Below are 23,846 nucleotides of genomic sequence, written 5' to 3'. Positions count from 1 at the left end.
CCGTGGGAACGCCGCACCAGACCACCACCAGCACCGAGCGCGCGGAGGTGACCCGATGAGCGGCACCGCCCTGGCCGCCACCGACGTCTGGGCCGGCTACGGCGGCCAGCCCGTCCTCCAGGGCGCCACCCTGTCCGTCGCCCCCGGCGAGACCGTCGGCATCATCGGCCGCTCCGGCGCCGGCAAGTCCACGCTCGTCCAGGTCCTGCTCGGCCGGCACAAGGCCACCTCCGGACGCGCCACCTACGGCGCCCGACCCGTCGGCAAGATGTCCCGCAAGGAGACCAAGGCGTTCCGCTCCGTCGTCCGGGCCATCCACCAGGAGGGCCTCGTCGGCGTCGACCCGCGCACCACCGTCGCACGCCTGCTCAAGGGCACCCTCGACGACGCCCGCAAGGCCGGCCGCCCCACCGGGCAGGAGCCCGCCGACGTCCTCGCCCGCGTCGGCCTCGAAGGCCGCTACCTCGACCGCACCCTCTACTCGCTGTCCGGCGGCGAGCGCCAGCGCGTCGTCCTCGCCGACGCCCTCGCCACCCGCCCCGAGATCCTCGTCCTCGACGAGCCCGCCACCGCCCTCGACCCCGCCCTGCGGGACGCCGTCGCCGACGAGCTCGCCGGGCTCGCCGAGGCCGGGGTGGGGCTGCTCGTCGTCTCCCACGACCTGCGGCTCGTCGACCGGCTCGCCGCGACCGTGCACGTCCTCGGCGAGGGACGCGTCGTCGAGACCGGACCGCTCGGGACGCTGCTGCGGGAGCCGCAGCACGACGAGACGAAGGCGCTGGCGGAGGCGTACCCGGAGGCCGTCGCGTCGTTCCGCTAGGACTCGGCGAGCACCAGCACCTCCTCCAGGCGCGCCGGCACCACCCGCACCTCGCCGGCCACTCCCGCGGCGGCGAGCGCGCCCTCGACCGCGCCGGCCTCGACCCCCGCGACCCGTACCACCCGCCCGGCCACGGTCACCGGCAGCCCGGCCGCGCCGAGCGCGGCGAACGCCGCCTGCCACCCGGCGGCGCGGACCTCCACCGACGTCGCCCCCGCGAGGACGGCGTCGAGGGTCCCGCCGCCGACGGCGCGGCCGCGGGACAGCAGGAGCAGCCGGTCGCACTGCTCGGCCTCCTGCATGTAGTGCGTCGTGACGAGGACGGCGGCCCCCGCCTCGGCCTGCTCGTGCACGGTGTCCCACAGGGCGGCGCGGGCGAGCGGGTCGACGCCGGAGGTGGGCTCGTCGAGCACCAGCAGCCCGGGCCGGTGCGCGAGGGCCGCGGCGAACGCGAGGCGGCGCTGCAGGCCGAGGCCGAGGTCGCCGACGAGGCGGTCCCGCAGCCCGGCGAGGTCGGGAGGCGGTTCCGGGGCGCCCGGCAGCCCGTAGACGGCGGCGACGAACGCGAGGTTCTCGGCGACGGTGAGGTCGGCGGCGAGCCCGAGACCCTGGGGGACGTAGCCGATCTGGCGGCGGACGCCCCGGTCGGGGGTGCCGCCGAGGACGGTGACGGTCCCGCTGGTGGGCGTGAGCAGACCGAGCAGCGTGCGGATCAGGGTGGTCTTGCCGGCGCCGTTCGCGCCGAGCAGCCCGACGACCTCCCCCGGGTGGACGTCGAGGTCGACCTCGTCCACGGCCCGCACGTCACCGAGGGTGGTGACGACGTGGCGGGCGACGACGGCGGGCACGTCGTCCGCCACCGGCGGGCGGCACGGGGGTCGCGGCCGCGCCCGCGTCGCGGCGCCCCCGTGCTCCAGGGCGAGCGCGATCACGGCGTCCTCCAGGTCGGCCGGTGCGGCTCCCGCCGCGCGGCGGACGAGGGCGTGGAACGTCCGCCCCCGCCGCCACACCGGGGTGCCGTCCGCGGGCGCCGCGTCGAGCACGGCCACGGCGCCCCGCACGACCCCGGCCGCCCCGGCGGGGTCGCCCCGGTAGACCTCGGCGCCCGCGTCGAGGACGAGGACGGTCGCCGCGCGCTCGGCCTCGTCGAGGTAGGTGGTGGTGAGCAGGACCGCGACGCCGTCGGCCGCGGCGGCGGACATCATCCGCCACAGGTCGACGCGGCTCACGGGGTCGACGCCGGTGGACGGCTCGTCGAGCACGACGAGGTCGGGTGCGGGCAGCAGCGCGAGGCAGAACCCGAGCTTCTGCCGCATCCCGCCGGACAGCGCGCGACCCAGCCGGTCGGGGACGTCGGCGAGCCCGGCGGCGCCGAGCAGCGCGGCGGCGCGGGTCCGGGTGGTCGCGGGGTCGAGGCGCGCGGCGGACGCGACGAGGTCGACGTGCTCGGCGACGCTGAGGTCCGCCCAGACCCCGGACGTCGCCGGGAGGTACCCGGTGCGCGCGCGACCGGGCGCGGCGACCGTGCCGCTGTCCGGGAGCACCCGGCCGACGAGCAGGCGCGCCAGGGTGGACTTCCCGGCACCGTCCCCGCCGACGACCGCCGTGACCTCGCCGGGCGGCACGGCGAGCGTGACGTCGTCCAGGACAGTCCGGCCACCCGCACGCACGGTGACGCCGGTCAGGCCCCAGGTGGCCCCCACCCGTGCCCCGGCGGTCACCGGGACACCCCCGCGGCGCGTGCGGCGCGGCTCCGGTGGGGCGTGATCGACGCCCGGAACCGCAGCACGGCCGCGCCGAACACGAGCACGGCCATGCCGCACAGGATCGTCAACGGCAGCCAGAGCGAGTCGAGCCCGGCGTCCCGCAGCATGACGCCCTGCGAGATCTTCACGAACCAGGTGAGCGGCAGCACGTACCCGATCCACCGGACGCCGGGCGCCATCGCGTCGAGCGGGAAGATGAACCCGGACAGCAGGATCTGCGGCAGCAGCACGAGGATCGCGGCCTGGATGGCCTGCCCGGCGTTCTGCGAGACCGTCGAGATGAGCACGCCGATGCCGAGGACCACGAGCAGGAACACCGCACCCGCGACGACGAGCAGCGCGACGCTCCCGCGGAACGGCACGTCGAACAGCAGCATGCCGAGGACGGTCACGAGGACCATGTCGGCGGCGGCGAGCAGGAAGTAGGGCGCGATCTTGCCGACGATGACGTCCACGGGCCGCAGCGGCATCACGGCGAGCTGCTCCAGCGTCCCGGCGGCGCGCTCCTTGACCAGGCCGATGCTGGTGATGATCGTGCCGATGAAGGTGAGGATCAGGCCGATGAGCGCCGGGACCATGACCCACGCGGTCGTGAGGTCGGGGTTGAACAGCGTCTCCGAGGTGACGGCGTCGCCGAGGCGGGCGACCAGGACGTCAGCGGCCTGTGCGGCGAACAGGTTCGTCCCGTCGACGAGGATCTCCGGGGGCCCGGAGGCGGTGGTGACGAGCGCGAGGTCGTAGCGGTCGGCGGCGAGGTCGGCGACGGCCGCCGCACGGTCGGCGTCGGGGCGCACGGCCCGGACGTCGAGCGCCACGCTTCCCGCCGGGGCCGCCGCGACCTGCGCGGTCGCGTCGGCGGCGCCCGGGCCGACGGCGACGGCGGTGAGGGTGTCGACGGTGAAGTTCGCGGCGAACCCGAAGATCGTGAGCAGCAGCAGCGGCAGCACGACCAGCATCGCGACCGTGCGCCGGTCACGGCGCAGCTCGCGGAACTCCTTGAGGATCATCGCGCGCACGGCGCTCGCCTCCCGAGGCCGGGGCGTCGTCCGTGGCGCCCGTTCGGCAGCACCGTAGCACCGAACCGGAGGCTCCGCTTCCGGTTATGAGGACCTATGCTGCCGGGATGAGGGCGGACGCGGCACGGAACCGGCAGCGCGTCCTCGACACCGCCCGGGCGCTCTACTCGGTGCAGGGCCTCGACGTCCCGGTGGAGGCCGTCGCCCGCGCCGCCGGGGTCGGCATCGGCACCGTGTACCGGCACTTCCCCGACCGGACCCGCCTGGTGCAGGCCGTCGTCGCCGACCGGCTCGCCCACGTCGGCGGGCTGCTGGCCGCCGCGCGCACCGGCCTGGACGGCGACGACCCGGCAGCGGCGTGGGACGCGTTCCTCGGCGGCTTCCTCGACTCCGGCCTGCCCGTGCTGCTGCCGGTCCTCGTCCCGCACGCGCGCGATGCCGACGTGTTCACCGAGGAGCTCGTCGCGGTCCGCGCGCGCACCGCGAACGCCGCGGGCGAGGTCGTGCGGACCGCCCAGCGGCTCGGCCTGGTGCGCGACGACGTCGGCACACCAGAGATCGTGCTGATGTTCGCCGCCGCGATGCACGGCACCCCGGGACTGCCGGACGAGGTGAACTCCGCGCTGCTCGCGCGGCGCACCGGGCTGCTGCGCGCGGCCCTGCGCCCGGGCGGGGACCCGCTGCCCGGGGAGCGCGTCGACGTCGAGGACCTGCTGGCGCTGCTCGCCCGCCCCTGACGCGGCCGGGTCCGACCCGACCGGGTCAGCGACCGGGCGTCGACTCCCGCAGCACGACCTCGCTCGCGACCGGCGCGAGCACCGGCTCCTCCCCGGCCTGGAGCACGAGGCGGGTCGCCTCGGCACCGATCTGGTCCAGCGGCAGCCGCACGGTGGTCAGCCCCGGGGTGACGTCCCGCAGGGCCGGGATGTCGTCGAACCCGGCGAGCCCGAGGTCCTCCGGCACCGAGACGCCGGCCTCGCGGGCCGCGGTGAGCGCGCCCACGGCCATGACGTCGCCGACGGCGAAGACCAGGTCGACGTCGCGCCCCTCGCCCGCGAGCAGGCGGGACATCGCCTCGTGCCCGCCGTCGCGCGTGAACGGCGAGTGCAGCACCAGCGGAGCGGGCACCGTGGCACCCAGGGCGTCGAGCGCGGACGTGAAGCCCGCCGCGCGCTCGGCGGCGGCCGCGTGCTGCTCCGGGCCGGCGAGGACGGCGAACCGGCGGTAGCCGCGTCCGTGCAGGGCCCGCGCGAGGTCGGCGGCGCCGTCCCGGTTCGGGACGACGACGGTGTCCACGCCCAGGCCGTCGCGGCCGACGACCGCCACGGCGCCGCCGATGCCCCGGAACGACGCGATGGCCGCGCGCAGCGCCTCGTCCGCCTCCGGGTCGCCGGACCGGCCACCCGCGAGCACCACGGCACGCGCCCGCTGGCGCTCCATTTGGTGCACGACCTCCGCCTCGCGCCGCGGGTCGTCCCCGGTGACGGCCAGCGTCACGGACAGCCCGCCCGCGGTGGCCGCGGCGGCGACCCCGGCGGCGACGGCCGAGAAGTACGGGTCGGCGATGTCGTGCACCACGAGCCCGAGGGTGGTGGTGCGACCGCGCGCCATCGCCTGCGCGATGCCGTCCGGCGAGTAGCGCAGCCGCGACGCGGCGACGTGCACGCGCTTGCGCAGCTCCTCCCCCACGGTGCGGTTGGCACTGCCGTTGAGCGCACGGGAGGCCGTCGCGAGAGAGACCCCCGCCTCCCGCGCGACGTCGCTGAGCGTCACCTGACCTGGCATGACGTCAGGGTAGGCGTATTCCTTGCGTTCATTTTCGGCATTTCTGGGTGCTCGCACCCCCCGGAATGACCGAATTCCCCCGGTTCGGCGGCGCATTGTTGCGTGCGGCGACAACTCCCGCAACCGGTGCCCCGCACGCGGCAGGGGCCGGGTCGCGTGGTGCGACCCGGCCCCTGCCGGTGGTGCGTGACGTGCGTGCGTCAGGCGGGCATCAGGCCCGTCCCGCCGTCACCGGACGACGCGATCGGCGGCGCCGGCGGCACGTCCGTGCCGGAGCCCGGCGTGCCGGAGGAGGACGCCCCGACGGGCACCGGCTCCTTGGCGCGCGGCGCGCGGTCCTCGCCGCGGAACACGAACTCGCCGAGGAGACCCTCGCCGTGCGCGTCCACGATGATCTGCTGACCCGCGTGCAGCTCCCCGAACAGGATCTTCTCGGACAGCGCGTCCTCGATCTCCCGCTGGATCGCGCGGCGCAGCGGCCGGGCGCCCAGGACCGGGTCGTAGCCCTTCTCCGACAGCAGCTTCTTGGCCGCCTCGGTGAGCTCGATGCCCATGTCCTTGTCGCGCAGACGGGCGTCGAGCTTCGCGACCATCAGGTCGACGATCGCGAAGATCTCCGGCTGCGACAGCTGCGGGAACACGACCACGTCGTCGACGCGGTTGAGGAACTCGGGACGGAAGTGCGTCTTGAGCTCGTCGTTGACCTTGGACTTCATGCGCTCGTACGACGTCGACAGGTCGCCGCCGGCCTGGAAGCCGGTCTGGACGCCCTTGGCGATGTCCCGCGTGCCGAGGTTCGTGGTCATGATGATGACGGTGTTCTTGAAGTCGACCACCCGGCCCTGCGAGTCGGTCAGGCGACCGTCCTCGAGGATCTGCAGCAGCGAGTTGAAGATGTCCGGGTGCGCCTTCTCGACCTCGTCGAACAGCACGACCGAGAACGGCTTGCGGCGCACCTTCTCGGTGAGCTGGCCGCCCTCGTCGTACCCGACGTAGCCGGGGGGCGAGCCGAACAGCCGCGAGACGGTGTGCTTCTCCGAGAACTCCGACATGTCGAGCTGGATCAGCGCCTCCTCGTCCCCGAAGAGGAACTCGGCGAGCGCCTTGGCCAGCTCGGTCTTCCCGACGCCCGTGGGGCCCGCGAAGATGAACGAGCCACCGGGGCGCTTCGGGTCCTTGAGCCCGGCGCGGGTGCGGCGGATCGCCTGCGAGAGGGCCTTGATCGCCGACTCCTGCCCGACGACGCGCTTGTGCAGCTCGTCCTCCATGTGCAGCAGGCGGCTCGACTCCTCCTCGGTGAGCTTGAACACCGGGATGCCGGTGGCCAGCGCCAGCACCTCGGCGATGAGCTCCTCGTCGACCTCGGCGACCGCGTCCAGGTCGCCCGACTTCCAGGCCTTCTCCTTCTCCTGGCGCTTGAGGCCGAGCTGCTTCTCCTGGTCGCGCAGGCGCGCGGCCTTCTCGAAGTCCTGCTCGTCGATCGCCGACTCCTTGTCGCGGCGCGTCTCGGCGATCTGCTCGTCGAGGTCGCGCAGCTCCGGCGGGGCCGTCATGCGGCGGATGCGCAAGCGGGCACCGGCCTCGTCGACCAGGTCGATCGCCTTGTCCGGCAGGAACCGGTCGTTGACGTACCGGTCGGCCAGCGTCGCGGCGGCCACGAGGGCACCGTCCGTGATCGACACGCGGTGGTGCGCCTCGTACCGGTCGCGCAGGCCCTTGAGGATCTCGATGGCGTGCTGCAGGTTCGGCTCCGACACCTGGATCGGCTGGAACCGGCGCTCGAGCGCGGCGTCCTTCTCGATGTACTTGCGGTACTCGTCGAGCGTCGTCGCGCCGATGGTCTGCAGCTCGCCGCGGGCCAGCATCGGCTTGAGGATGCTGGCGGCGTCGATCGCGCCCTCGGCGGCGCCCGCACCCACGAGGGTGTGGATCTCGTCGATGAACAGGATGATGTCGCCGCGGGTGCGGATCTCCTTGAGGACCTTCTTCAGGCGCTCCTCGAAGTCACCGCGGTAGCGGGAGCCGGCGACCAGGGCGCCGAGGTCCAGCGTGTAGAGCTGCTTGTCCTTCAGCGTCTCCGGCACGTCGCCCCGGACGATGTCCTGGGCCAGGCCCTCGACGACGGCCGTCTTGCCGACGCCGGGCTCACCGATCAGCACCGGGTTGTTCTTGGTGCGGCGGGACAGCACCTGCATGACCCGCTCGATCTCCTTCTCGCGCCCGATCACCGGGTCGAGCTTGGTCTCGCGCGCGGCCTGCGTCAGGTTGCGGCCGAACTGGTCGAGGACGGCGGAGCCGGAGGGCTGACCCTCCTGCGGGCCACCGGCCGCGACGGGCTCCTTGCCCTGGTAGCCGGAAAGCAGCTGGATGACCTGCTGGCGGACGCGGTTCAGGTCGGCTCCGAGCTTGCCGAGCACCTGGGCCGCGACGCCCTCGCCCTCCCGGATCAGGCCGAGCAGGATGTGCTCGGTCCCGATGTAGTTGTGGCCGAGCTGCAGCGCCTCGCGCAGCGACAGCTCCAGCACCTTCTTGGCGCGCGGCGTGAACGGGATGTGCCCGCTCGGGGCCTGCTGGCCCTCGCCGATGATCTCCTGGACCTGGGCGCGCACCGCGTCGAGCGAGATGTTCAGCGACTCGAGCGCCTTGGCCGCGACACCCTCCCCCTCGTGGATGAGGCCCAGGAGGATGTGCTCGGTGCCGATGTAGTTGTGGTTGAGCATCCGCGCCTCTTCCTGGGCGAGGACGACCACGCGACGGGCTCGGTCCGTGAATCTCTCGAACATGTGCACTCCTCACGAGCGGCGTGCTCGTCGTCGGCGCCGGGCTTGGCCCACCCGGTCCGCCGCACGACGAGGCGGCGTTGTTCGATGCTAACGGCGGGGGGTGCCGCGGGCGTCCCGTGTTCGCCCCTGGCGTGACGAGGTCGCCCGCACCGTGCCCGTCAGCGCCCTGCGCGCCGCCGTCCCGCGCGGCGGGCGAAGGCGTCCGTGGCCGCGAGCACGTCGGTCGCCTGCCACGCCCGCCCCCAGCGCGCACCCGAGACGGGCGTGAGCACACCGGCCTCGACCAGGGTGTCGACGGCGGTCAGGGCGGCGCGCCCGCTGGTCCCGGTCAACGTCGCCGCGAGGGCGACGTCGACGACGGGTCGTGCGAACAGCGCGTCGAGCAGCCGCCAGGCCGCCGCGTCGCGCCGGGCCCGGACGGTGGAGCGCCACCGCTCGCGGATCCCCTCGACGTCGGACGCGAGCTCGCGACCGTTGCGGACCGCCGCGAGGGCGGCGAGCGCGACCTGCTCGACCACGGCGTGGGGCTCGCCCTCGCGGTAGGTGGTCAGCGCGCGGAAGTACGACCCCGTGTCGCGCAGCAGGCCGGCCGAGACGGGCACGGTCGCACGCGCGACCACGCCGGCACGCCGGAGCACGGTGTGCAGCAGGACCCGCCCCGTGCGGCCGTTGCCGTCCACGAACGGGTGGATGGTCTCGAACTGCGCGTGGACGAGCGCGGCGTGCACCAGGGCCGGGACGTCGACCCGTGCCGCGAACGCCGCGAGGTCCTCGACGAGGCGCGGGACGTGGTCGTGGTGCGGGGCGACGAAGTCGGCGCCGTGCGGCGAGACGTCCGACGCGCCGATCCACACCTGCTCCTCACGCCACCGACCGGCGTGGTCCGGCTCCGCGACCATGAGCTCGCGGTGGATCGCGAGCAGCCCGGTGGGCGTCACCTCGTCCCCGTCGGCGAGGGCGGTCATCATCGCGCGGGCGTTCGCGACGACGAGACGGGCGTTCTCCTTGTCCCCGACGCCGAGCTCGGCCAGGGCGATGTTGCGCGCGCTGGAGGTGAGCTGCTCGATCTGCGAGGACGACGCCGACTCGCTCCGGAGCAGCACCGCGGGCATCGGCAGCGGGAGGTGCGCGACCTCGGCATCGAACCGGGTCATCTCCGTCGCCGCGTCCTGGGCGAGCGTGAGCACCTCCGGATCGAGGTCGACCCTGACGTCAGCGATCTCCGGGACGATCGCCGCGCGGTAGGGCCGGTCGAGGCGGATCCGCTCGTAGACCGTCAGCCGACCCGGATCGATCGTCGAGACCCACTCCCGTTCCTCGCTCCCGAGCGCGGGCCACCCGCCGTCGCCGCGCGGTGCACGGCTGCCGGTACGGGGAGCGGGAGAGGGCGACACGTCGAACCTTCCAGAGGATCATGGGGCTTTGGAAGGATATCGGTGGATCCTTCCAAAGCCCACCCCGTTCCGGTAGGTACGCCGCCCGGCGCGAGCGGGCGTCAGTACGTGAACTGCGTGACCCGCCCGCGCAGGTCCTCCGCCATCCGCGCGAGGTCGTGCACGGCGTCGCCCATCTGCCCGACGGTCTGGGACGAGGTGCTGGACGCCGCCGCGACCCCGGTGATGTTGACGGCAATCTCCCCGGACCCGGTCGCGGCCTCAGCCACCGACCGGGACATCTCCGTGGTCGTCGCGGTCTGCTCCTCCACCGCCGAGGCGATGGTCAGCTGGTAGTCGTTGATGCTCGCGATGATGTGCCCGATCTCGCCGATGGCGGTGACGGCCGCCCCGGTGTCGGCCTGGATGGCCTCGACGCGCCGGACGATGTCCTCGGTCGCCTTCGCGGTCTCCTGGGCGAGCTCCTTGACCTCCCCGGCCACGACCGCGAAGCCCTTGCCCGCCTCACCGGCCCGCGCGGCCTCGATCGTCGCGTTGAGCGCCAGCAGGTTCGTCTGCTCCGCGATGCTCGTGATCGCCTTGACGACGTTCCCGATCTCCTGCGACGACTCGCCCAGCCGCGCGACCTGCTCGTTCGTGGCGGTCGCCGCCTCGGTGGCCTGGCCCGCGACCTTGGCGGCCTGCGACGCGTTCTGCGCGATCTCCCGGATCGACGCACCCATCTCCTCGGCACCCGCCGCGACCGTCTGCACGTTGCGGGACACCTGCTCCGCGGCAGCCGCCACGACACCGGCCTGCGCCGAGGTCTCGTCGGAGCCCGTCGACACCTGGGCGGCGGCGGCCGAGAGCTGCTCGGCGGCCGAGGCGACGGCCTGGGCGGTCTCGACCACCCCGGACATCGTCGCCCGCAGGCTGGTCTGCGCGGTGGCGAGCGCCCCCGCCATCTCGCCGAGCTCGTCGCGCGAGCGCACGTCCGGCACCACCGTGAGGTCGCCGGTCGCCATCGCCTCGGCGGTGGCCCGGACCCGACCGGCGGCGCGGGCCATCGACCCGGCGGTGCGCAGCCCGACGAGCAGCGCGGCCAGCGCGCCGAGCACCAGCAGGACGGCGGTCACGACCCGCCCCGTCGAGGCCGCCGACGCGGCGGCCTCCGTCGCCGTCACGGTGCGCTCCCGCAGCGAGTCGAGCAGCTGCGTGGTGGCGTCGCCGATCGCGTAGTAGACGTCGTAGCCGGGGCCGACCACCAGGGCGTCGGCCGCGTCGACCGCCTCCGGGGTGCCCTCGGTGTACGCGGCGACCACCTGGTCGTCCACCGCGAAGAACTCCTCCCAGAGCGGGGGGATCTGCGCGTAGACGGCGCTCTCGTCCGCGGTGAGCAGCGAGGTGTCCACGGCGTCGAGGGTCGCGCGCAGCGTCTCGACCGAGTCGAGGTACCCGGCGCGGTTCGGGTTCGCGGTCGACACGGCCTCGGGGCCGCCGATCCGCCGCGAGTCCCACGCGTACGCGACCTGCCAGCCGGTGACGTCCGAGTTCATCGTCCGGATCTCGCCGACCTGCGTCGAGACCTGCTGCAGGTCCGCGATCTGCTGGTTCGCGGACTCGACCCGCCCCAGCGCGACCTGCGACCCGATGCCCGCGACCACCGCGGTCGCCGCGCCGATCGCCGCGACGCCCAGCACCTTGGCCCGCACGCCCGTCCAGCGTCCGCGCACCGTCGACCCGCTCATGTCCTGCTCCCGCCCGTGTCCTGAGCCCCCGCAGCCGTCGCATCGGTCGCCGGGACCGCGCACTGAGCGGTCCGCTGCGACGTCACCCGGCGGGGACGCCGACGGCCCGGCACCCGTGGGCGGGTACCGGGCCGTCGGTGCGGGCGCGGATCAGAAGGAGGGCATCTCCGTGATCTGGTCGGCGGTCGGCGCGGCGATCTCCACCGGCTCGCCCCACTTCGTGAAGGTCATCTCGACGGTGCTCTCCGCGACGTCGACGCTCATGCCGCGCATCAGGTCGTCGGCGTCCACCCAGTACGTGTAGACGATCTGGGCCGGCAGCGACGCGGCGGAGCCGTCCAGGTTCGTGGTCTCCAGCGCCGCGGTGTCGACCGTGAGCGCGTACGGCTGGGCGAGCGCGCCACCGCGCTCCTCGGGCTCGCCGGCCTTCTCGAGCGACGTGATCGCGCCGTCGAGCTCGGTGAGCGCGCTCGTCGGGTCGAGCTGGCCGGACATGCCCGCGAAGGACGACGCCAGCGGGTCCGACGGGTCGTTCGGGTCGATCTGCAGGAACTTCCCGCCGGTGAGCTCACCCATGGTCATGTAGACGATGCCCCCGACGACGCGCATCTCGATGTCCGTGGCCATGCCGGCCTCGGCGCCGGCGCCCGCGGACATGGTCATCGCCATCTCCTGCGTGTCGCCCACGTACCGGACCTGACCGACGGCCTCGGACGTCACGCCCGCGGCGGTCGTGGTCATCTCGATCGTCAGCGTCTCCTGGGCCTTCATGGCGGCGGAGACGCGCTCGACGAAGTCCTCGGCGGTGAGGTCGAAGTCGCCCTGCTCCTCGACGACCTCCTCGGCGGTGGTCCCGCTCTCGACCGCGCGGTCCGGCTTGGCGGCGTCGTCGGACGAGCAGGCCGACAGGCCCAGGACGGCGGCGGTGGTGAGCGACAGGACGGCGAAGCCGCGCGAGACGCGCATGCGGAGTTCTCCTCGAGGTCGGGGATCGGCACGACGACGGTATCCCGTCTGTGCGCACCCCAGGGGCTCCCTGTGCGTCCTTCGCCCGCCCACTCACCCGGACGGGGGCACCCCGCGCCCTGCGATGATGCGGGGGTGACCGCCCACGCCGCCACCACGCCCGTGCTCGACCCGCCCACGATCCCCGCCGACGCCGACGTCCGCCTGGTCGTCAGCGACATGGACGGCTCGCTGCTCGACCCGCAGGGCCGCGTCCCGGACTCGTTCTGGCCGGTGCTCGCCGAGCTCGAGCGCCGCGGGATCGCGTTCTGCCCCGCCAGCGGCCGGCAGTACGCGAACCTGCGCGAGCTCATGGGCGAGCGGGGCGCCGACCTGGTCTACATCGCCGAGAACGGCTCCTACGTCGTGCAGCACGGCGAGACGCTGTCCACCGACCCGCTGCCCGCAGCCGAGGTGCCGGTCGTCGTCCGGCGGGTCCGCGACCTCGCCGCCGCGGGCGGCGACGTGGGCATGGTGCTGTGCGGGCAGCGCGCCGGGTACATCGAGCGCGGCGACGACGCGTTCGCCGAGCACGCGCACCGGCACTACGCCCGCCTCGAGCAGGTCGACGACCTCACGGCCGTGGACGACGTCGTCCTGAAGATCGCGGTCTTCGACTTCGGCTCGGTCGAGGAGACCACCGCGCCCGCGTTCGCCGACGTCGCCGAGCGGGTGCGGGTCGTCGTGTCCGGGCAGCACTGGATCGACGTGATGAGCCCGGACGCCGACAAGGGTCACGCCCTGCGGCGCGTCCAGGAGCGGCTGGGCGTGACCCCGGAGCAGACGATGGCGTTCGGGGACTACCTCAACGACGCGGGGATGCTGGACGCGGCCGCGTTCTCGTGCGCGATGGACAACGCCCACCCGGACGTCCGGGCCCGGGCGCGCTACGTGGTCCCGGCGAACTCCCGCAACGGCGTGGTCCGCACCCTGGCGGCGACGCTGGGGGTGGACCTCCCGGCGTGAGCCCGGGGCCGCCGGGTCACCAGCCGTGCAGGACCGGGGCCTCGCCCGCGTACTGCTCGAAGACGGCGCGCTCGTCCGTGGTGAACTCCCGCGGCGCGTGCGTCCCCCGGTCGAGCTGCACCATCCGGGACCGCGCCCGCAGGTACACGACGGGCTCGGCGGCACCGGTGGGCGCCGCGACGTCGAGCACCTCGTAGCCGAAGTCCACCGACGAGCGCCCGATGCGTGGCACCCACACGTCCACCGCGACGGGCTCGGGGCGGAACGCGAGCGGGGCGACGTACTCGATCTCGTGCTTCACGACCACGAGCAGGGAGTCGGTGGGACGGCCTGCGGGGTCGACGCCCATGGAGGGGAACAGCGCGAACCGCGCGTCGTCGAGGAACCGCAGGTAGGCGGCGTTGTTGACGTGGGCGAACAGGTCGACGTCCGACCAGCGCACCTGCATCGTCACACGTCCGCGCCGGGGGGTGGGGGCGAGGTCGGTCACGCCCCCAGGGTAGGTGCTCCGTCAGCCGTCGGCGGCGGCCCGCAGCGCGGCGACGTCGAGCTTCTGCATGCCCAGCATCGCCCGCATCGCGCGCCCGGCGCGCTCCGGATCGGGGTCGCCCAGCAGCTCGTCCAGCGTCTTCGGCACGATCTGCCAGGACAGGCCGAACCGGTCCTTGAGCCACCCGCACTGCGACGGCTCGCCGCCGCCGGCGATCAGCCCGTCCCACAGCGCGTCGACCTCGTCCTGCGTGACCACCGAGACGTGGAAGGAGAACGCCTCGGTGAACCGGACCTCCGGTCCGGCGTTCAGCGCCTCGACCGGCAGCCCGTCGAGCTCGAACGACACCGACATGACCGACCCCGCGACGCCGCCGGGCGAGCCCTCCGGGTAGGTGCTGGTCGCGGTCACCCGGGAGTTCGGCACCAGGGAGGTGTACAGCGCGGCCGCCTGCTCGGCCTGGTCGTCGAACCACAGGAACGGGTGCACGCTGCTGGCGACGGCCACGGGGTCCTCCTCGACTCGGGTGCCTCCATCGTGCACCCGGGGCGACCGCGAGGTCGAGGGTCGAGGGCTCAGCGGCGCTCGGCGTCCGTCGTCTCCTCGGGGGCGTCGTTGCGCGGCAGGTCGGCGTCGTCGCGGGTGGCGGCGCGCGCCTGCGCGTCGGTGAGCTCGTCGACCACGAGCAGGTCGCGGCGGACCTTGCCCGTGCGGTACCCGGCGCGGCCGACCAGGTGCGCGGCCACCGGGGCGGTGAGCATCTGGAACAGCGCGACGAGCACGAGCGCCCACACGGCGCCGCCGGACCGCAGCCGCAGCGACAGCCCGATGAGCACGAGGATCAGCCCGAGCACCTGCGGCTTGGTGCCGGCGTGCATCCGCGACAGCAGGTCGGGGAACCTCAGGACGCCCACCCCGGCGGCGAACGCGAGCAGCGCCCCGCCGATCAGGCAGATCGACGCGACGACGTCGGCGACGGTGTCCCAGCTCATCGGGTGCTCCCCTCGTCGGTACGGTCGTGCTCGGTGCCGTCGTGCTCGGCGCGGTCGTCGTCGTGGGGGACCTCGGCGCTCGAGGCCTGGGCGTCCGCGGCGTGGCCGGCGGACTCCTCCTCGCGGCGCGCCTCGACCGGGGCGACGGGCTCCGCGTCAGGGTGCGCGACCTCGGCCTCCTTCGCGCGGCGCGCCCGGCGGGCCCGCTCGGCCTCCTCCTCGGCGCGGATGCGCTCCGCCTCCTCCTGGGCGATCTCCTCGCGGGACCGCACGCGGCCCTCGCCCTCGGGCTCGACGGAGGCGAACCGGGAGATCGTCACGGAGCCCACGAACCCGACGAGCGACAGCACCACGAGGATCGGCACGACGTCGGTGCGCCGCTCGGCGGCCGCGTACAGGGCGACCGCTGCGACCACGACGGTCACGACGATGTCGAGCGCGACCGTCCGGTCGAGCATCGACGGGCCGCGCTCGGCGCGGATGAGCGCGAGCACCCCGGCGACGGTCAGCAGCGCCGCGCAGATCAGCAGGACGACGGTCATGCGCGCACCTCCGCGCGTCGGGCCGAGCGGCGGGGGTGCGGGTCGAGGCCCGCGGCGCGCAGCTCGTCGTCGGAGGCGAACGCGCGTAGCACCCGCTCCTCCTGGTCGAGGACGGTCTTGCGGGCTGCCTCGACGCCGCCGGACTGCTCGACGTCCAGGACGTGCAGGTAGAGCATCCCGGTGAGCCGGTGCGCCTCGACGACGAGCGACCCCGGCACCAGCGAGCAGAGCTCGGCGGTGATCGTCAGGTACAGGTCGGAGTGGTTGCGCAGCTGCACGCCGATGACGGCGCCGCGCGGGGTGTGCCGGGGGCGCAGGGCCACCCAGGACACCTCGACGGAGGCGTGCAGCAGGTCCCAGGCGAACCGGGCGACGAGCACGACGAGGCCCCAGGGGTGCAGCCGGCCGTGGAAGTCGACGGGCGTCATCCGCAGCAGGCCCGTGACGGCGACCGCCACGACCGTGCCCGCGATGACGTTGCCGAACGACAGGTCGCCCCACAGCAGGACCCAGACCACGACGAGCCAGACGACCGTGGGCCACTGCGCGGCCAGGCGGCGCTTGCGCGGGTGCAGGCTCATCATCAGCCCTCCTCCCCGGTCGCGACGGCGGTCGGGGTCGCCTCGGACTCCGCCTCGCGGGTCGCGTCGACGGACTCGCCCGCGCCCCGCCCGCCCTGCGGCAGCACGGCGGTGACGTAGGTGGACCGGTCGGACAGCGCCTGCGACGCCCGCTCGGCGTAGCCGTACAGCGGACCGGCGCCGAACGTCAGCGCGAGGCCGAGCACGACCAGCGCACCGGCGGGCAGGACCATGCCCTTGGGCAGCGTCCGCTCCGGCAGCGGCTCCGGCGGCGTCTGCCAGAACGCCTTGTTCCACGCCTTGATCAGGGCGTACAGGGTGAGCAGCGACGTCACGACGCCACCGACCACCAGGGTCAGGGCGAGCGCCGAGCCGTCCTGCACGCCCGCCTGCAGCAGCCCGACCTTGCCGAGGAACCCGGACAGCGGCGGGATGCCGCCGAGGTTCATCGCCGGGATGAAGAACAGCACCGCCAGCACGGGGGCGATCTTGGCCAGGCCGCCGAGGGAGTCGAGCGACGTGGACCCGCCCCGCCGTTCGATCAGCCCCGCCACCAGGAACAGGCCGGTCTGCACGATGATGTGGTGCGCCACGTAGTAGATCGCGGCGGCCCACCCGGTCTCGGAGGCCAGGGCGATGCCGAAGATCATGTAGCCGATGTGACTGACCAGCGTGAACGACAGGAGTCGTTTGAGGTCGTCCTGCGCGACCGCGCCGAGGATGCCGACCACCATCGTGGCCAGCGCCGCCCACATGAGGACGTCGTCCATCCGGCCCTCGGGGAACAGCAGCGTCTGGGTGCGGATGATCGCGTAGACGCCGACCTTGGTGAGCAGGCCCGCGAACACCGCGGTGACCGGCGCGGGCGCCGTCGGGTACGAGTCCGGCAGCCACGCGGACAGCGGGAAGATCGCCGCCTTGATGCCGAACGCGAGCAGCAGCAGCACCTGCAGCAGCAGCCGCACGTCCGCGTCGATCTCCGGCAGCCGCTCGGCGAGCTGCGCGAGGTTCACCGTCCCCGTGGCGGCGTAGATCATCGCGATGGCGATGAGGAACAGCAGCGACGACACGAGCGCGACGACGACGTAGATGCTGCCCGCGCGGATGCGCTCCCCCGTGCCGCCGAGCGTCAGCAGCACGTAGGAGGCCGCGAGCAGGATCTCGAAGCCGACGTAGATGTTGAACAGGTCCCCGGACAGGAACGCGTTCGCGACGCCCGCCGTCAGGATCAGGTAGGTCGGGTGGTAGATCGACACCGGCGCGGACTCGTCGCCGTCGGCCTCGCCCTGCGCCAGCGAGTACAGCTGCACGCACAGGGTCACGGCCGCCGACACGGTCAGCATCAGCGAGGACAACCGGTCCGCGACCAGGTCGATGCCGACCGGGGCGGCCCAGCCGCCGATGTCCACGACGATCGGGCCGGAGTCGGCCAGGACCAGCAGCGTCGCGGCGACGACCAGGACGATGCTCAGCGCGATGACGCTGATGATGCGCTGCAGCCGCGGCCGCCGGTACAGGGCGAGCGCGAGCCCGGCCCCGAACAGCGGGACGACGACGGGCAGCGGGACGAGGAAGCCGTACTCGCTCATCGGTCCTCCTGCCCGGTCGTCCGGTCGTGGCTCTGCTGGTCGGTCGCGCCGTCCGCGGGGACGGGCACGGGTTCCCCGTCGTCCGTCTCGTCGCGGGTCTCCGCGGCCTCCTCGTCGAGGGTCGTGGTCGACTCCTCGGTGTCGGCGTCCTCGAAGGCGCGCTCGTCGCGGGCGGCGAGGCGCGCGATCCGGCGGTCCTCGACGTCGTCCTGCACCTCGTCGTGCTGGTGCAGCTGCCAGGACCGGTAGGCCATGGCCAGCAGGAACGCCGTCATGCCGAGGGTGATGACGATGGCCGTCAGCACCATGGCCTGCGGCAGCGGGTCGCTCATCCGCCCCTCGGGCTCCAGGCCGACGATCGGCGGGCGCCCGGCGGCGCCCCCGGCGACGAGGAACAGCAGGTTCGCGCCGTTGCCGATCAGCACGACGCCGATCAGGACGCGGGACAGGCTGCGCTCGAGCAGCAGGTAGACGCCCGCGGTCACCAGGACCACGATCACGCCGACCAGGACGAGGTTGGGGCTCATGTCGATGGTCACCGGGCACCTCCCCGCTCGTCGCGTCCGTCGCCGGTCGTGAGGCCGGCGACCTCGGGCTCGAAGGTGACGTCCTCGCCGGGGTCGGCGTCGCCGCCGACCGCCGCGGGCTCGCCCTCGGCCTCCGACTGCCGGTCGATCTCGGCCCCGAGGCTGCGCAGGATGTCGAGCACCAGGCCGACGACCACGAGGTAGACGCCGATGTCGAAGAACAGCGACGTGACCAGGTGGATGTCCCCGACCAGCGGCAGGGAGACGTCGATGATCCAGGACTGCAGGACGCTGCCGCCGAACAGCAGGGCCCCCAGGCCGACGCCCGCCGACAGGAACAGGCCGCTGCCGAGCAGCAGACCCGGCTGCACCGGGGCCGCCTCGCCGAGCTCGTACCGGCCGCCGGCGAGGTACCGCACGATCAGCGCGATGCCGGTCACCAGGCCCGCCGCGAACCCGCCGCCGGGGGCGTTGTGCCCCGAGAACAGCAGGAACAGCGAGTACACGATCATCGTGTGGAACAGCAGCCGGACGACGACCTCGAAGACGACGGACCGGCGGCGCGGGGCCAGGGTGCGACCCGCGCGCAGCCACTCGCGCGACTGGTAGGCGGGCCGCGTGGTCACCGGCTTGCGCAGCTGGGCGAGCGGGTCGTCCCCGCCACCCCACACCTGGCGGGACTCGGGGGCGTCGCCCGCCCGGAAGATCGCCCCGGAGCGGCGGCGCAGGAACACCAGCGACGCGACACCCGTGGCCGCGACCAGCAGCACCGAGATCTCGCCCATCGTGTCCCAGGCGCGGATGTCGACCAGGGTGACGTTGACGATGTTCTTGCCGCCGCCGAAGGCGTACGCCTCCTCGGCGAAGTCCACGGACACCGGGTCGTGCACGCGCGCGCCGGGCACGATCAGCGCGAGCGCGCCGACGGTCAGGCCGACGGCCAGCGCGATGGCCAGGCGGATGTAGCGCGACCCGACCAGCGGGCGGTCCGAGAAGTACGGGGGGAGCCGCCGCATGACCAGGACGAACACCACGAGCGTGACCGTCTCGACCAGCACCTGCGTGAGCGCGAGGTCGGGGGCGCCGTGCAGCAGGAACAGCGCGGCGACGCCGTAGCCGCCGACGCCCATGAGGATCACGGCCTTGAGGCGGCGGCGCGCCCGCGCGACCAGCACCGCCGCGACCGCGACGAACGCGCCGATGACGAGCTGCGCCGGGCGGTCCCAGAGCCGGACGTCGGTGGGCAGCTGCGTGAACGCCACCAGCGGGACGCCGACCGTGGCGACGAACACCACGAGGATGACGCCGAGGTAGACCGGCAGCGAACCGCGCTGGGTGATCGCGGTGACGTCGGCCGCCAGGTCGTCGAGCTTGCGCATGAACCGGCGGTACACGCGGTCGGCCTCGGGCAGGTGCGGGGCACGGGCCTGCAGGGCCTCGACCGGTCCGCGCACCACGAACAGCAGCGCACCGACCCCGAGGACGGCCACCGTGATCGCCAGCACGGGCGTGAACCCGCCCCACAGCACCAGGTGCCCGGCCTCGCCGACCGGGTAGGCGTCCGCGTGCGGCGCGAGCAGCTGCTCGCCCAGGTTCGGCAGCAGCGCGACGGCCAGGCCGAGGACCGCCAGCAGCATCGCGGGCCACACCAGCAGCAGCGACGGGCGGCCGACCGGTGCCGGGTCCGCGCGGTCGTCGTCGCAGGTGGCGACGGGCTCCGGCAGGTCCTTCGCGGCCTTGTCCTCGGCGGCGTAGCGCGCGTCCTTGGCGGCGGTGATCGCCTTGACGGCGTTGGGCGACAGCACGGGCTTGGTGGCGAACGCGCCCCACCACAGCCGCAGGCCGTACGCCACGGTCAGCGCGGAGCCGACCGCCACGAGCACCAGGACGACGAGACCCATCGGGTCGCCCTCGTGCACCAGCGCCTCGAGCGCGGCCTCCTTGGCGACGTAGCCCGCGAAGGGCGGGGCGCCGATCATCGACAGCGTCGCGAGGCCGCCCGCGAGGGCGGTCACCGGCAGGGCGCGCCCGACGCCGGACAGCCGGCGCAGGTCGCGGGTGCCGGCCGCGGCGTCCACGACGCCGACGACGAGGAACAGCGCCGCCTTGAACATCGCGTGCGCGCCGATCATGGCCAGGCCCGCCAGGGCGGTCGCCCGGGTGCCGTAGCCGACGAGCAGGATGATCAGGCCGAGCTGGCTGACCGTGCCGAACGCGAGGACCAGCTTGAGGTCGTGCTGCCGCAGCGCGCGGTAGCCACCGAGCAGCAGGGTGCCGCCGCCGAGCAGCACCACCATCCAGCGCCAGGCCGACAGGTCGGAGTACGCCGGGGCGAACCGCGCGACCAGGTAGACGCCCGCCTTCACCATCGCGGCGGCGTGCAGGTACGCGGACACCGGCGTCGGCGCGGCCATCGCGGCGGGGAGCCAGAAGTGCATCGGGATGAGCGCGGCCTTGCTCGCCGCGCCGATCAGCAGGCACACCACCCCGGCGGTCACGGCCGCCGAGTGCGGCGGGTCCGCGAGCGTCGCGGACAGCGAGTAGGTCCCGGCGGCCTCGCCGATCAGCACGACCCCGACCAGCATCGTCAGGCCGCCCGCCGTGGTGACCAGGATGGCCTGCATCGCCGCCCGGCGGCTGGCCTTGCGCTCGTGGTAGTGCCCGATGAGCAGGTAGGAGAAGACCGTGGTCAGCTCCCAGAACATGAACAGCAGCAGCGTGTCGTCGGCGGTGACGAGGCCGAGCATGACCCCGGCGAAGGCGGTGAGCACGGCGCTGAACCGCCCGAGCCCGCTCGCCCCGGCCTTGAAGTACGCCGAGCAGTAGACCAGCACGATCGCGCCGACCCCGCCCACGAGCAGCGTCATCAGCCAGGACAGCGTGTCCAGCCGGAACGAGAGCTCGATGCCGAGGCCGGGGATCCAGGCGACGGACTGCACCGGGCCCCGGCCGTCCATCACCTCCCCGGTGAGGGAGAGCGCCCACACCGCCGCCGACGCGGGGGCGAGCGCGAGCACCCAGAACGCCTTGCGGCCGATCCACGCGACGAGCGCGGGCGCGACCAGGGCAGCGACGAGGTGCACCGCGAGGAGCTGCAGCACGTCCGCTCCGTCCTGTCGTGGGCGGGTGGTCGGTCGGTCAGGCCGACGGGCACCCGCCGCGCTGGTGCGCGGGGTCGGCTGCGGCCGGCAGTCGTGGAGTTGTCAGTCGTGGGCAGGTACGCCCGAGCGACGGCGACGTGGGTCCGCGGGCCGCCAGGCCCCCGGGCACGCGTCGACCGGGGTCGTCGGGGATTACCAGAACTCTATCAAGGGTTGGTCGACCTTCGTCCTGGTGAGGGACGTCACCCACCCCGCCCGGGACCTCCGGCCGCGGGTCGCCCGACCCCCGCCGACTACCGTGACGACGTGGACGTCCTCCGGCTGACCTGCCTCGTCGTGGTGCTCGTCGCCACCGTCGTCGGGGTCGCCGTGTTCGCGCACGGCGCGACGCGGATCACCCGCACGGTGCGCACGGGACGCCCCGCGCCCGGTCGGCTGCGCCCCGTCGGACGCCGCACGCTGCTGGTGCTGCGCGAGATGGTCGGGCACGGGCGGTTCCAGCACCGGCCCGTCGTCCGCGCGGCGCACTGGGTCGTCATGGTCTCCTTCCCGGTGCTGTTCTTCACGCTCGCCGCCGGGTACGGCCAGGTGGTCGACCCGCGCGCCGCGCTGCCGGTCGTCGGGCACCTCGCGCCGTGGGAGTGGGTCACCGAGGGCATCGCGTGGCTGTCGCTCGCGGGGATCCTCGCGCTGATCGGCGTGCGGGTGCGCTCGACGCCGCGCGGCGCCGACCGGTTGCCCCGCACCCCCGCCGCCGCGGTCGCGGCCGTCGGGGCGGGGACCGGGGACGGGTCGGACGCCGCCGTGACCCCGCGCGCGCGCCGGTCCCGGTTCTTCGGGTCGCACACCGGGCAGGCCGTCGTGGTCGAGGCGACGGTGCTGCTCATCGTGCTGGCCGTGCTGCTGCTGCGCGGGCTGGAGCACGAGCTCGCCGTGCGCGACGGGTCGGCGCTCGCCTCCGCCTGGCACTTCCCCACCACCGCCTGGATCGGTTCCCTGTGGTCGGGCGCCGCGACGTCGACCGTCGAGGCCGCCGTCGTGCTGTGCGCGACCGTCAAGATCCTGGTCTCGATGGCCTGGTTCGTCGTCGTCGGGCTCCAGCCCACCATGGGAGTGGCCTGGCACCGCTTCCTCGCCGTGCTCAACGTCTACGCGCAGCGCTCGCCGTCCGGCGAGGTCGCGCTCGGGCCGCTCGAGCCGCTGCGCGTCGGCGACCGGGACCTCGACGTCGCCGCGCTGGAGGACCTGCCCGAGGACGCCCGGCTCGGCGCCCGCGCGGTCGAGGACCTGACCTGGAAGCAGCTGCTCGACGTCAGCACGTGCACCGAGTGCGGCCGCTGCCAGGACCAGTGCCCGGCCTGGGCCACCGGCAAGCCGCTGTCCCCCAAGCTCCTGACGCTCGCGCTGCGGGACCACGCCGCCGCGACCGCGCCGTACCTGCGGGCCGCCCGCGCCGGCCAGGACGTCGAGCCCGGGCACGTGGACGTCGACCTCGTCGCCTCCGGCGTCATCGACGCGGACGCGCTGTGGGCCTGCACCACCTGCGGGGCGTGCGTCCAGCAGTGCCCCGTCGACATCGAGCACGTCGACACCATCGTGGACATCCGGCGGTACCAGACCCTGATGGAGTCGGCGTTCCCCGCCGAGCTCGGCGGGACGTTCACGAAGCTCGAGCGCCGGGGCAACCCCTGGGGCCTGCCCGCCCGGCAGCGCCTGGACTGGGCGAAGGACCTGCCGTTCGACGTGCCCGTGGTCGGCGCCGACGTCGCGTCCGCCGCCGAGGTCGACTACCTGTTCTGGGTCGGCTGCGCGGGGGCGTACGAGGAGAAGGCGAGGCGCACCACCCGCGCCGTCGCGGAGCTGCTGCACACCGCCGGGGTGACGTTCGCGGTGCTGGGCGACGGCGAGGGCTGCACCGGCGACCCCGCCCGGCGCGCGGGCAACGAGGTGCTCTACCAGGTGCTCGCCTCCGCGAACGTCGAGACGCTGACCGCCGCCGAGGCCCGCGCGATCGTCGTCACCTGCGCGCACTGCTTCAACACGCTGTCCCGGGAGTACCCGCAGCTCGGTGGGCGGTTCGACGTCGTGCACCACACCGAGCTGCTGGACCGGCTGGTCGGCGAGGGGCGGCTCACGCCCGTCGCGCCAGCCGACGCCCCCGAGCAGCGCGTGACCTACCACGATCCCTGCTACCTCGGCCGACACAACCAGGTCTACGAGCCCCCGCGCGAGCTGCTCGCGGCGCTGCCCGGGGTCGAGGCCGTGGAGATGCCCCGCAAGCGGGAGCGGTCGTTCTGCTGCGGTGCCGGCGGCGCCCGGATGTGGGTCGAGGAGTCGATCGGCACCCGCATCGGCACCGCCCGCGCGCAGGAGGCCGTCGCGACCGGCGCCGACGTCATCGCGACGGCGTGCCCGTACTGCACGGTGATGCTGACGGACGGCGTCGCGGCCGCCGCCCCCGCGGCCGGCGTCGACCGGGGCGCCGTCGGCGTCCCGGAGGTCCAGGACATCGCGCTCCTGCTCCTGGACCGCGTCCGCGCCGGCGCCTGACCCCACGCACCCACCCGCACCCGCACCCACCCGCGACCTCGCGGCGCCGAGGCGTCGAGTGGTCAGCAGGTGCGGGTTTCGCAGCCTTGGCGTCAGGTGGTTGTTGCAACGTGGTCCTCATCGAGAGGGTGCGTGGCATGGCTGGTGCGAGGTTGACGCTGCAGGAGCGGGCGCAGATCGAGGTGTTGTTCGGTCAGGGGCTGTCTTTCCCG

The 23,846-nt window shown here is 74.1% G+C and carries 19 protein-coding genes; 4 read left to right on the top strand and 15 right to left on the bottom strand.

The window, feature by feature from the left end; all coding sequences use genetic code 11:
* Positions 1–55 precede the first annotated feature (55 nt).
* Positions 56–820: an ABC transporter ATP-binding protein gene (locus EBM89_RS08525; RefSeq protein ID WP_122149013.1), complete on the top strand. Its 765-nt coding sequence runs from the start codon at positions 56–58 to the stop codon at positions 818–820.
* Here EBM89_RS08525 and EBM89_RS08520 read toward each other — a convergent pair.
* Positions 817–2,541 carry an ATP-binding cassette domain-containing protein gene (locus tag EBM89_RS08520; RefSeq protein ID WP_158609576.1) on the bottom strand — a complete coding sequence of 575 codons (1,725 nt, stop codon included), beginning with the start codon at positions 2,539–2,541 and terminating at the stop codon, positions 817–819. The two genes, EBM89_RS08525 and EBM89_RS08520, sit on opposite strands and share 4 nt — an antisense overlap.
* Positions 2,538–3,593 carry an ABC transporter permease gene (locus tag EBM89_RS08515; protein ID WP_122149027.1) on the bottom strand — a complete coding sequence of 352 codons (1,056 nt, stop codon included), beginning with the start codon at positions 3,591–3,593 and terminating at the stop codon, positions 2,538–2,540. The genes EBM89_RS08520 and EBM89_RS08515 overlap by 4 nt, the downstream gene beginning before the upstream one ends.
* Positions 3,594–3,709: 116 nt before the next feature.
* Between EBM89_RS08515 and EBM89_RS08510 the strand changes: the two genes are divergently transcribed.
* Positions 3,710–4,339: a TetR/AcrR family transcriptional regulator gene (locus EBM89_RS08510; protein WP_158609575.1), complete on the top strand. Its 630-nt coding sequence runs from the start codon at positions 3,710–3,712 to the stop codon at positions 4,337–4,339.
* 25 nt (positions 4,340–4,364) lie between these two features.
* Here the strand turns inward: EBM89_RS08510 and EBM89_RS08505 are convergent, their stop codons facing one another.
* The 5 genes from EBM89_RS08505 to EBM89_RS08485 form a co-directional block, all read right to left on the bottom strand.
* Positions 4,365–5,387: a LacI family DNA-binding transcriptional regulator gene (locus EBM89_RS08505; protein ID WP_122149010.1), complete on the bottom strand. Its 1,023-nt coding sequence runs from the start codon at positions 5,385–5,387 to the stop codon at positions 4,365–4,367.
* Between the two features lie 200 nt (positions 5,388–5,587).
* Complete coding sequence (locus EBM89_RS08500; RefSeq protein ID WP_122149009.1) at positions 5,588–8,170, bottom strand: ATP-dependent Clp protease ATP-binding subunit; 2,583 nt, start codon at positions 8,168–8,170, stop codon at positions 5,588–5,590.
* 158 nt (positions 8,171–8,328) lie between these two features.
* On the bottom strand, positions 8,329–9,564 hold the full coding sequence (locus tag EBM89_RS08495; protein WP_122149008.1) for a Fic family protein: 1,236 nt from the start codon (positions 9,562–9,564) through the stop codon (positions 8,329–8,331).
* A 101-nt stretch (positions 9,565–9,665) separates the two neighbouring features.
* Positions 9,666–11,291: a methyl-accepting chemotaxis protein gene (locus EBM89_RS08490; protein ID WP_122149007.1), complete on the bottom strand. Its 1,626-nt coding sequence runs from the start codon at positions 11,289–11,291 to the stop codon at positions 9,666–9,668.
* A 150-nt stretch (positions 11,292–11,441) separates the two neighbouring features.
* Complete coding sequence (locus EBM89_RS08485) at positions 11,442–12,257, bottom strand: SCO4651 family lipoprotein (RefSeq protein ID WP_122149006.1); 816 nt, start codon at positions 12,255–12,257, stop codon at positions 11,442–11,444.
* Between the two features lie 135 nt (positions 12,258–12,392).
* On the opposite strand from EBM89_RS08485, the gene EBM89_RS08480 reads away from it, so the two are divergent.
* Positions 12,393–13,262: a Cof-type HAD-IIB family hydrolase gene (locus tag EBM89_RS08480; protein ID WP_233571631.1), complete on the top strand. Its 870-nt coding sequence runs from the start codon at positions 12,393–12,395 to the stop codon at positions 13,260–13,262.
* Between the two features lie 16 nt (positions 13,263–13,278).
* Here the strand turns inward: EBM89_RS08480 and EBM89_RS08475 are convergent, their stop codons facing one another.
* The 8 genes from EBM89_RS08475 to EBM89_RS08440 form a co-directional block, all read right to left on the bottom strand.
* On the bottom strand, positions 13,279–13,752 hold the full coding sequence (locus EBM89_RS08475) for an acyl-CoA thioesterase (RefSeq protein WP_233571630.1): 474 nt from the start codon (positions 13,750–13,752) through the stop codon (positions 13,279–13,281).
* A gap of 21 nt (positions 13,753–13,773) precedes the next feature.
* Positions 13,774–14,259: a VOC family protein gene (locus EBM89_RS08470; RefSeq protein WP_199732038.1), complete on the bottom strand. Its 486-nt coding sequence runs from the start codon at positions 14,257–14,259 to the stop codon at positions 13,774–13,776.
* 68 nt (positions 14,260–14,327) lie between these two features.
* The gene (gene mnhG, locus EBM89_RS08465) at positions 14,328–14,744 is read right to left on the bottom strand and encodes a monovalent cation/H(+) antiporter subunit G (protein ID WP_122149005.1); all 417 of its coding nucleotides are present in this window, start codon (positions 14,742–14,744) and stop codon (positions 14,328–14,330) included.
* Positions 14,741–15,286, bottom strand: coding sequence for an MrpF/PhaF family protein (locus tag EBM89_RS22060; RefSeq protein WP_233571629.1), 546 nt, complete (start codon positions 15,284–15,286; stop codon positions 14,741–14,743). Before EBM89_RS22060 ends, mnhG begins: the two co-directional genes overlap by 4 nt.
* On the bottom strand, positions 15,283–15,867 hold the full coding sequence (locus tag EBM89_RS08455; RefSeq protein WP_122149023.1) for a Na+/H+ antiporter subunit E: 585 nt from the start codon (positions 15,865–15,867) through the stop codon (positions 15,283–15,285). Before EBM89_RS08455 ends, EBM89_RS22060 begins: the two co-directional genes overlap by 4 nt.
* Before the next feature lie 2 nt (positions 15,868–15,869).
* Positions 15,870–17,456 (bottom strand): Na+/H+ antiporter subunit D, encoded by a 1,587-nt coding sequence (locus tag EBM89_RS08450; RefSeq protein ID WP_122149004.1) that lies wholly within the window; start codon positions 17,454–17,456, stop codon positions 15,870–15,872.
* Positions 17,453–17,983: a Na(+)/H(+) antiporter subunit C gene (locus EBM89_RS08445; RefSeq protein ID WP_122149022.1), complete on the bottom strand. Its 531-nt coding sequence runs from the start codon at positions 17,981–17,983 to the stop codon at positions 17,453–17,455. Before EBM89_RS08445 ends, EBM89_RS08450 begins: the two co-directional genes overlap by 4 nt.
* Before the next feature lie 8 nt (positions 17,984–17,991).
* Positions 17,992–21,084 carry a Na+/H+ antiporter subunit A gene (locus EBM89_RS08440; RefSeq protein ID WP_122149003.1) on the bottom strand — a complete coding sequence of 1,031 codons (3,093 nt, stop codon included), beginning with the start codon at positions 21,082–21,084 and terminating at the stop codon, positions 17,992–17,994.
* Between the two features lie 306 nt (positions 21,085–21,390).
* On the opposite strand from EBM89_RS08440, the gene EBM89_RS08435 reads away from it, so the two are divergent.
* Positions 21,391–23,634 carry a (Fe-S)-binding protein gene (locus tag EBM89_RS08435; protein WP_122149002.1) on the top strand — a complete coding sequence of 748 codons (2,244 nt, stop codon included), beginning with the start codon at positions 21,391–21,393 and terminating at the stop codon, positions 23,632–23,634.
* The last annotated feature ends 212 nt before the right edge of the window (positions 23,635–23,846 follow it).

This window comes from Cellulomonas triticagri, from assembly GCF_003696205.1.
GTDB lineage: Bacteria > Actinomycetota > Actinomycetes > Actinomycetales > Cellulomonadaceae > Cellulomonas > Cellulomonas triticagri.
The sequence above is the reverse complement of the archived record's forward strand: the minus strand, read 5'-3'. Positions and strand labels throughout refer to the sequence as shown.

Coding starts and splice junctions, on each gene's coding strand:
- EBM89_RS08525 (WP_122149013.1), top strand. CDS start 56: ATGAGCGGCACCGCCCTGGCCGCCACCGACGTCTGGGCCGGCTACGGC.
- EBM89_RS08515 (WP_122149027.1), bottom strand. CDS start 3,593: ATGATCCTCAAGGAGTTCCGCGAGCTGCGCCGTGACCGGCGCACGGTC.
- EBM89_RS08510 (WP_158609575.1), top strand. CDS start 3,710: ATGAGGGCGGACGCGGCACGGAACCGGCAGCGCGTCCTCGACACCGCC.
- EBM89_RS08505 (WP_122149010.1), bottom strand. CDS start 5,387: ATGCCAGGTCAGGTGACGCTCAGCGACGTCGCGCGGGAGGCGGGGGTC.
- EBM89_RS08500 (WP_122149009.1), bottom strand. CDS start 8,170: ATGTTCGAGAGATTCACGGACCGAGCCCGTCGCGTGGTCGTCCTCGCC.
- EBM89_RS08490 (WP_122149007.1), bottom strand. CDS start 11,291: ATGAGCGGGTCGACGGTGCGCGGACGCTGGACGGGCGTGCGGGCCAAG.
- EBM89_RS08485 (WP_122149006.1), bottom strand. CDS start 12,257: ATGCGCGTCTCGCGCGGCTTCGCCGTCCTGTCGCTCACCACCGCCGCC.
- mnhG (WP_122149005.1), bottom strand. CDS start 14,744: ATGAGCTGGGACACCGTCGCCGACGTCGTCGCGTCGATCTGCCTGATC.
- EBM89_RS22060 (WP_233571629.1), bottom strand. CDS start 15,286: ATGACCGTCGTCCTGCTGATCTGCGCGGCGCTGCTGACCGTCGCCGGG.
- EBM89_RS08455 (WP_122149023.1), bottom strand. CDS start 15,867: ATGAGCCTGCACCCGCGCAAGCGCCGCCTGGCCGCGCAGTGGCCCACG.
- EBM89_RS08450 (WP_122149004.1), bottom strand. CDS start 17,456: ATGAGCGAGTACGGCTTCCTCGTCCCGCTGCCCGTCGTCGTCCCGCTG.
- EBM89_RS08445 (WP_122149022.1), bottom strand. CDS start 17,983: ATGAGCCCCAACCTCGTCCTGGTCGGCGTGATCGTGGTCCTGGTGACC.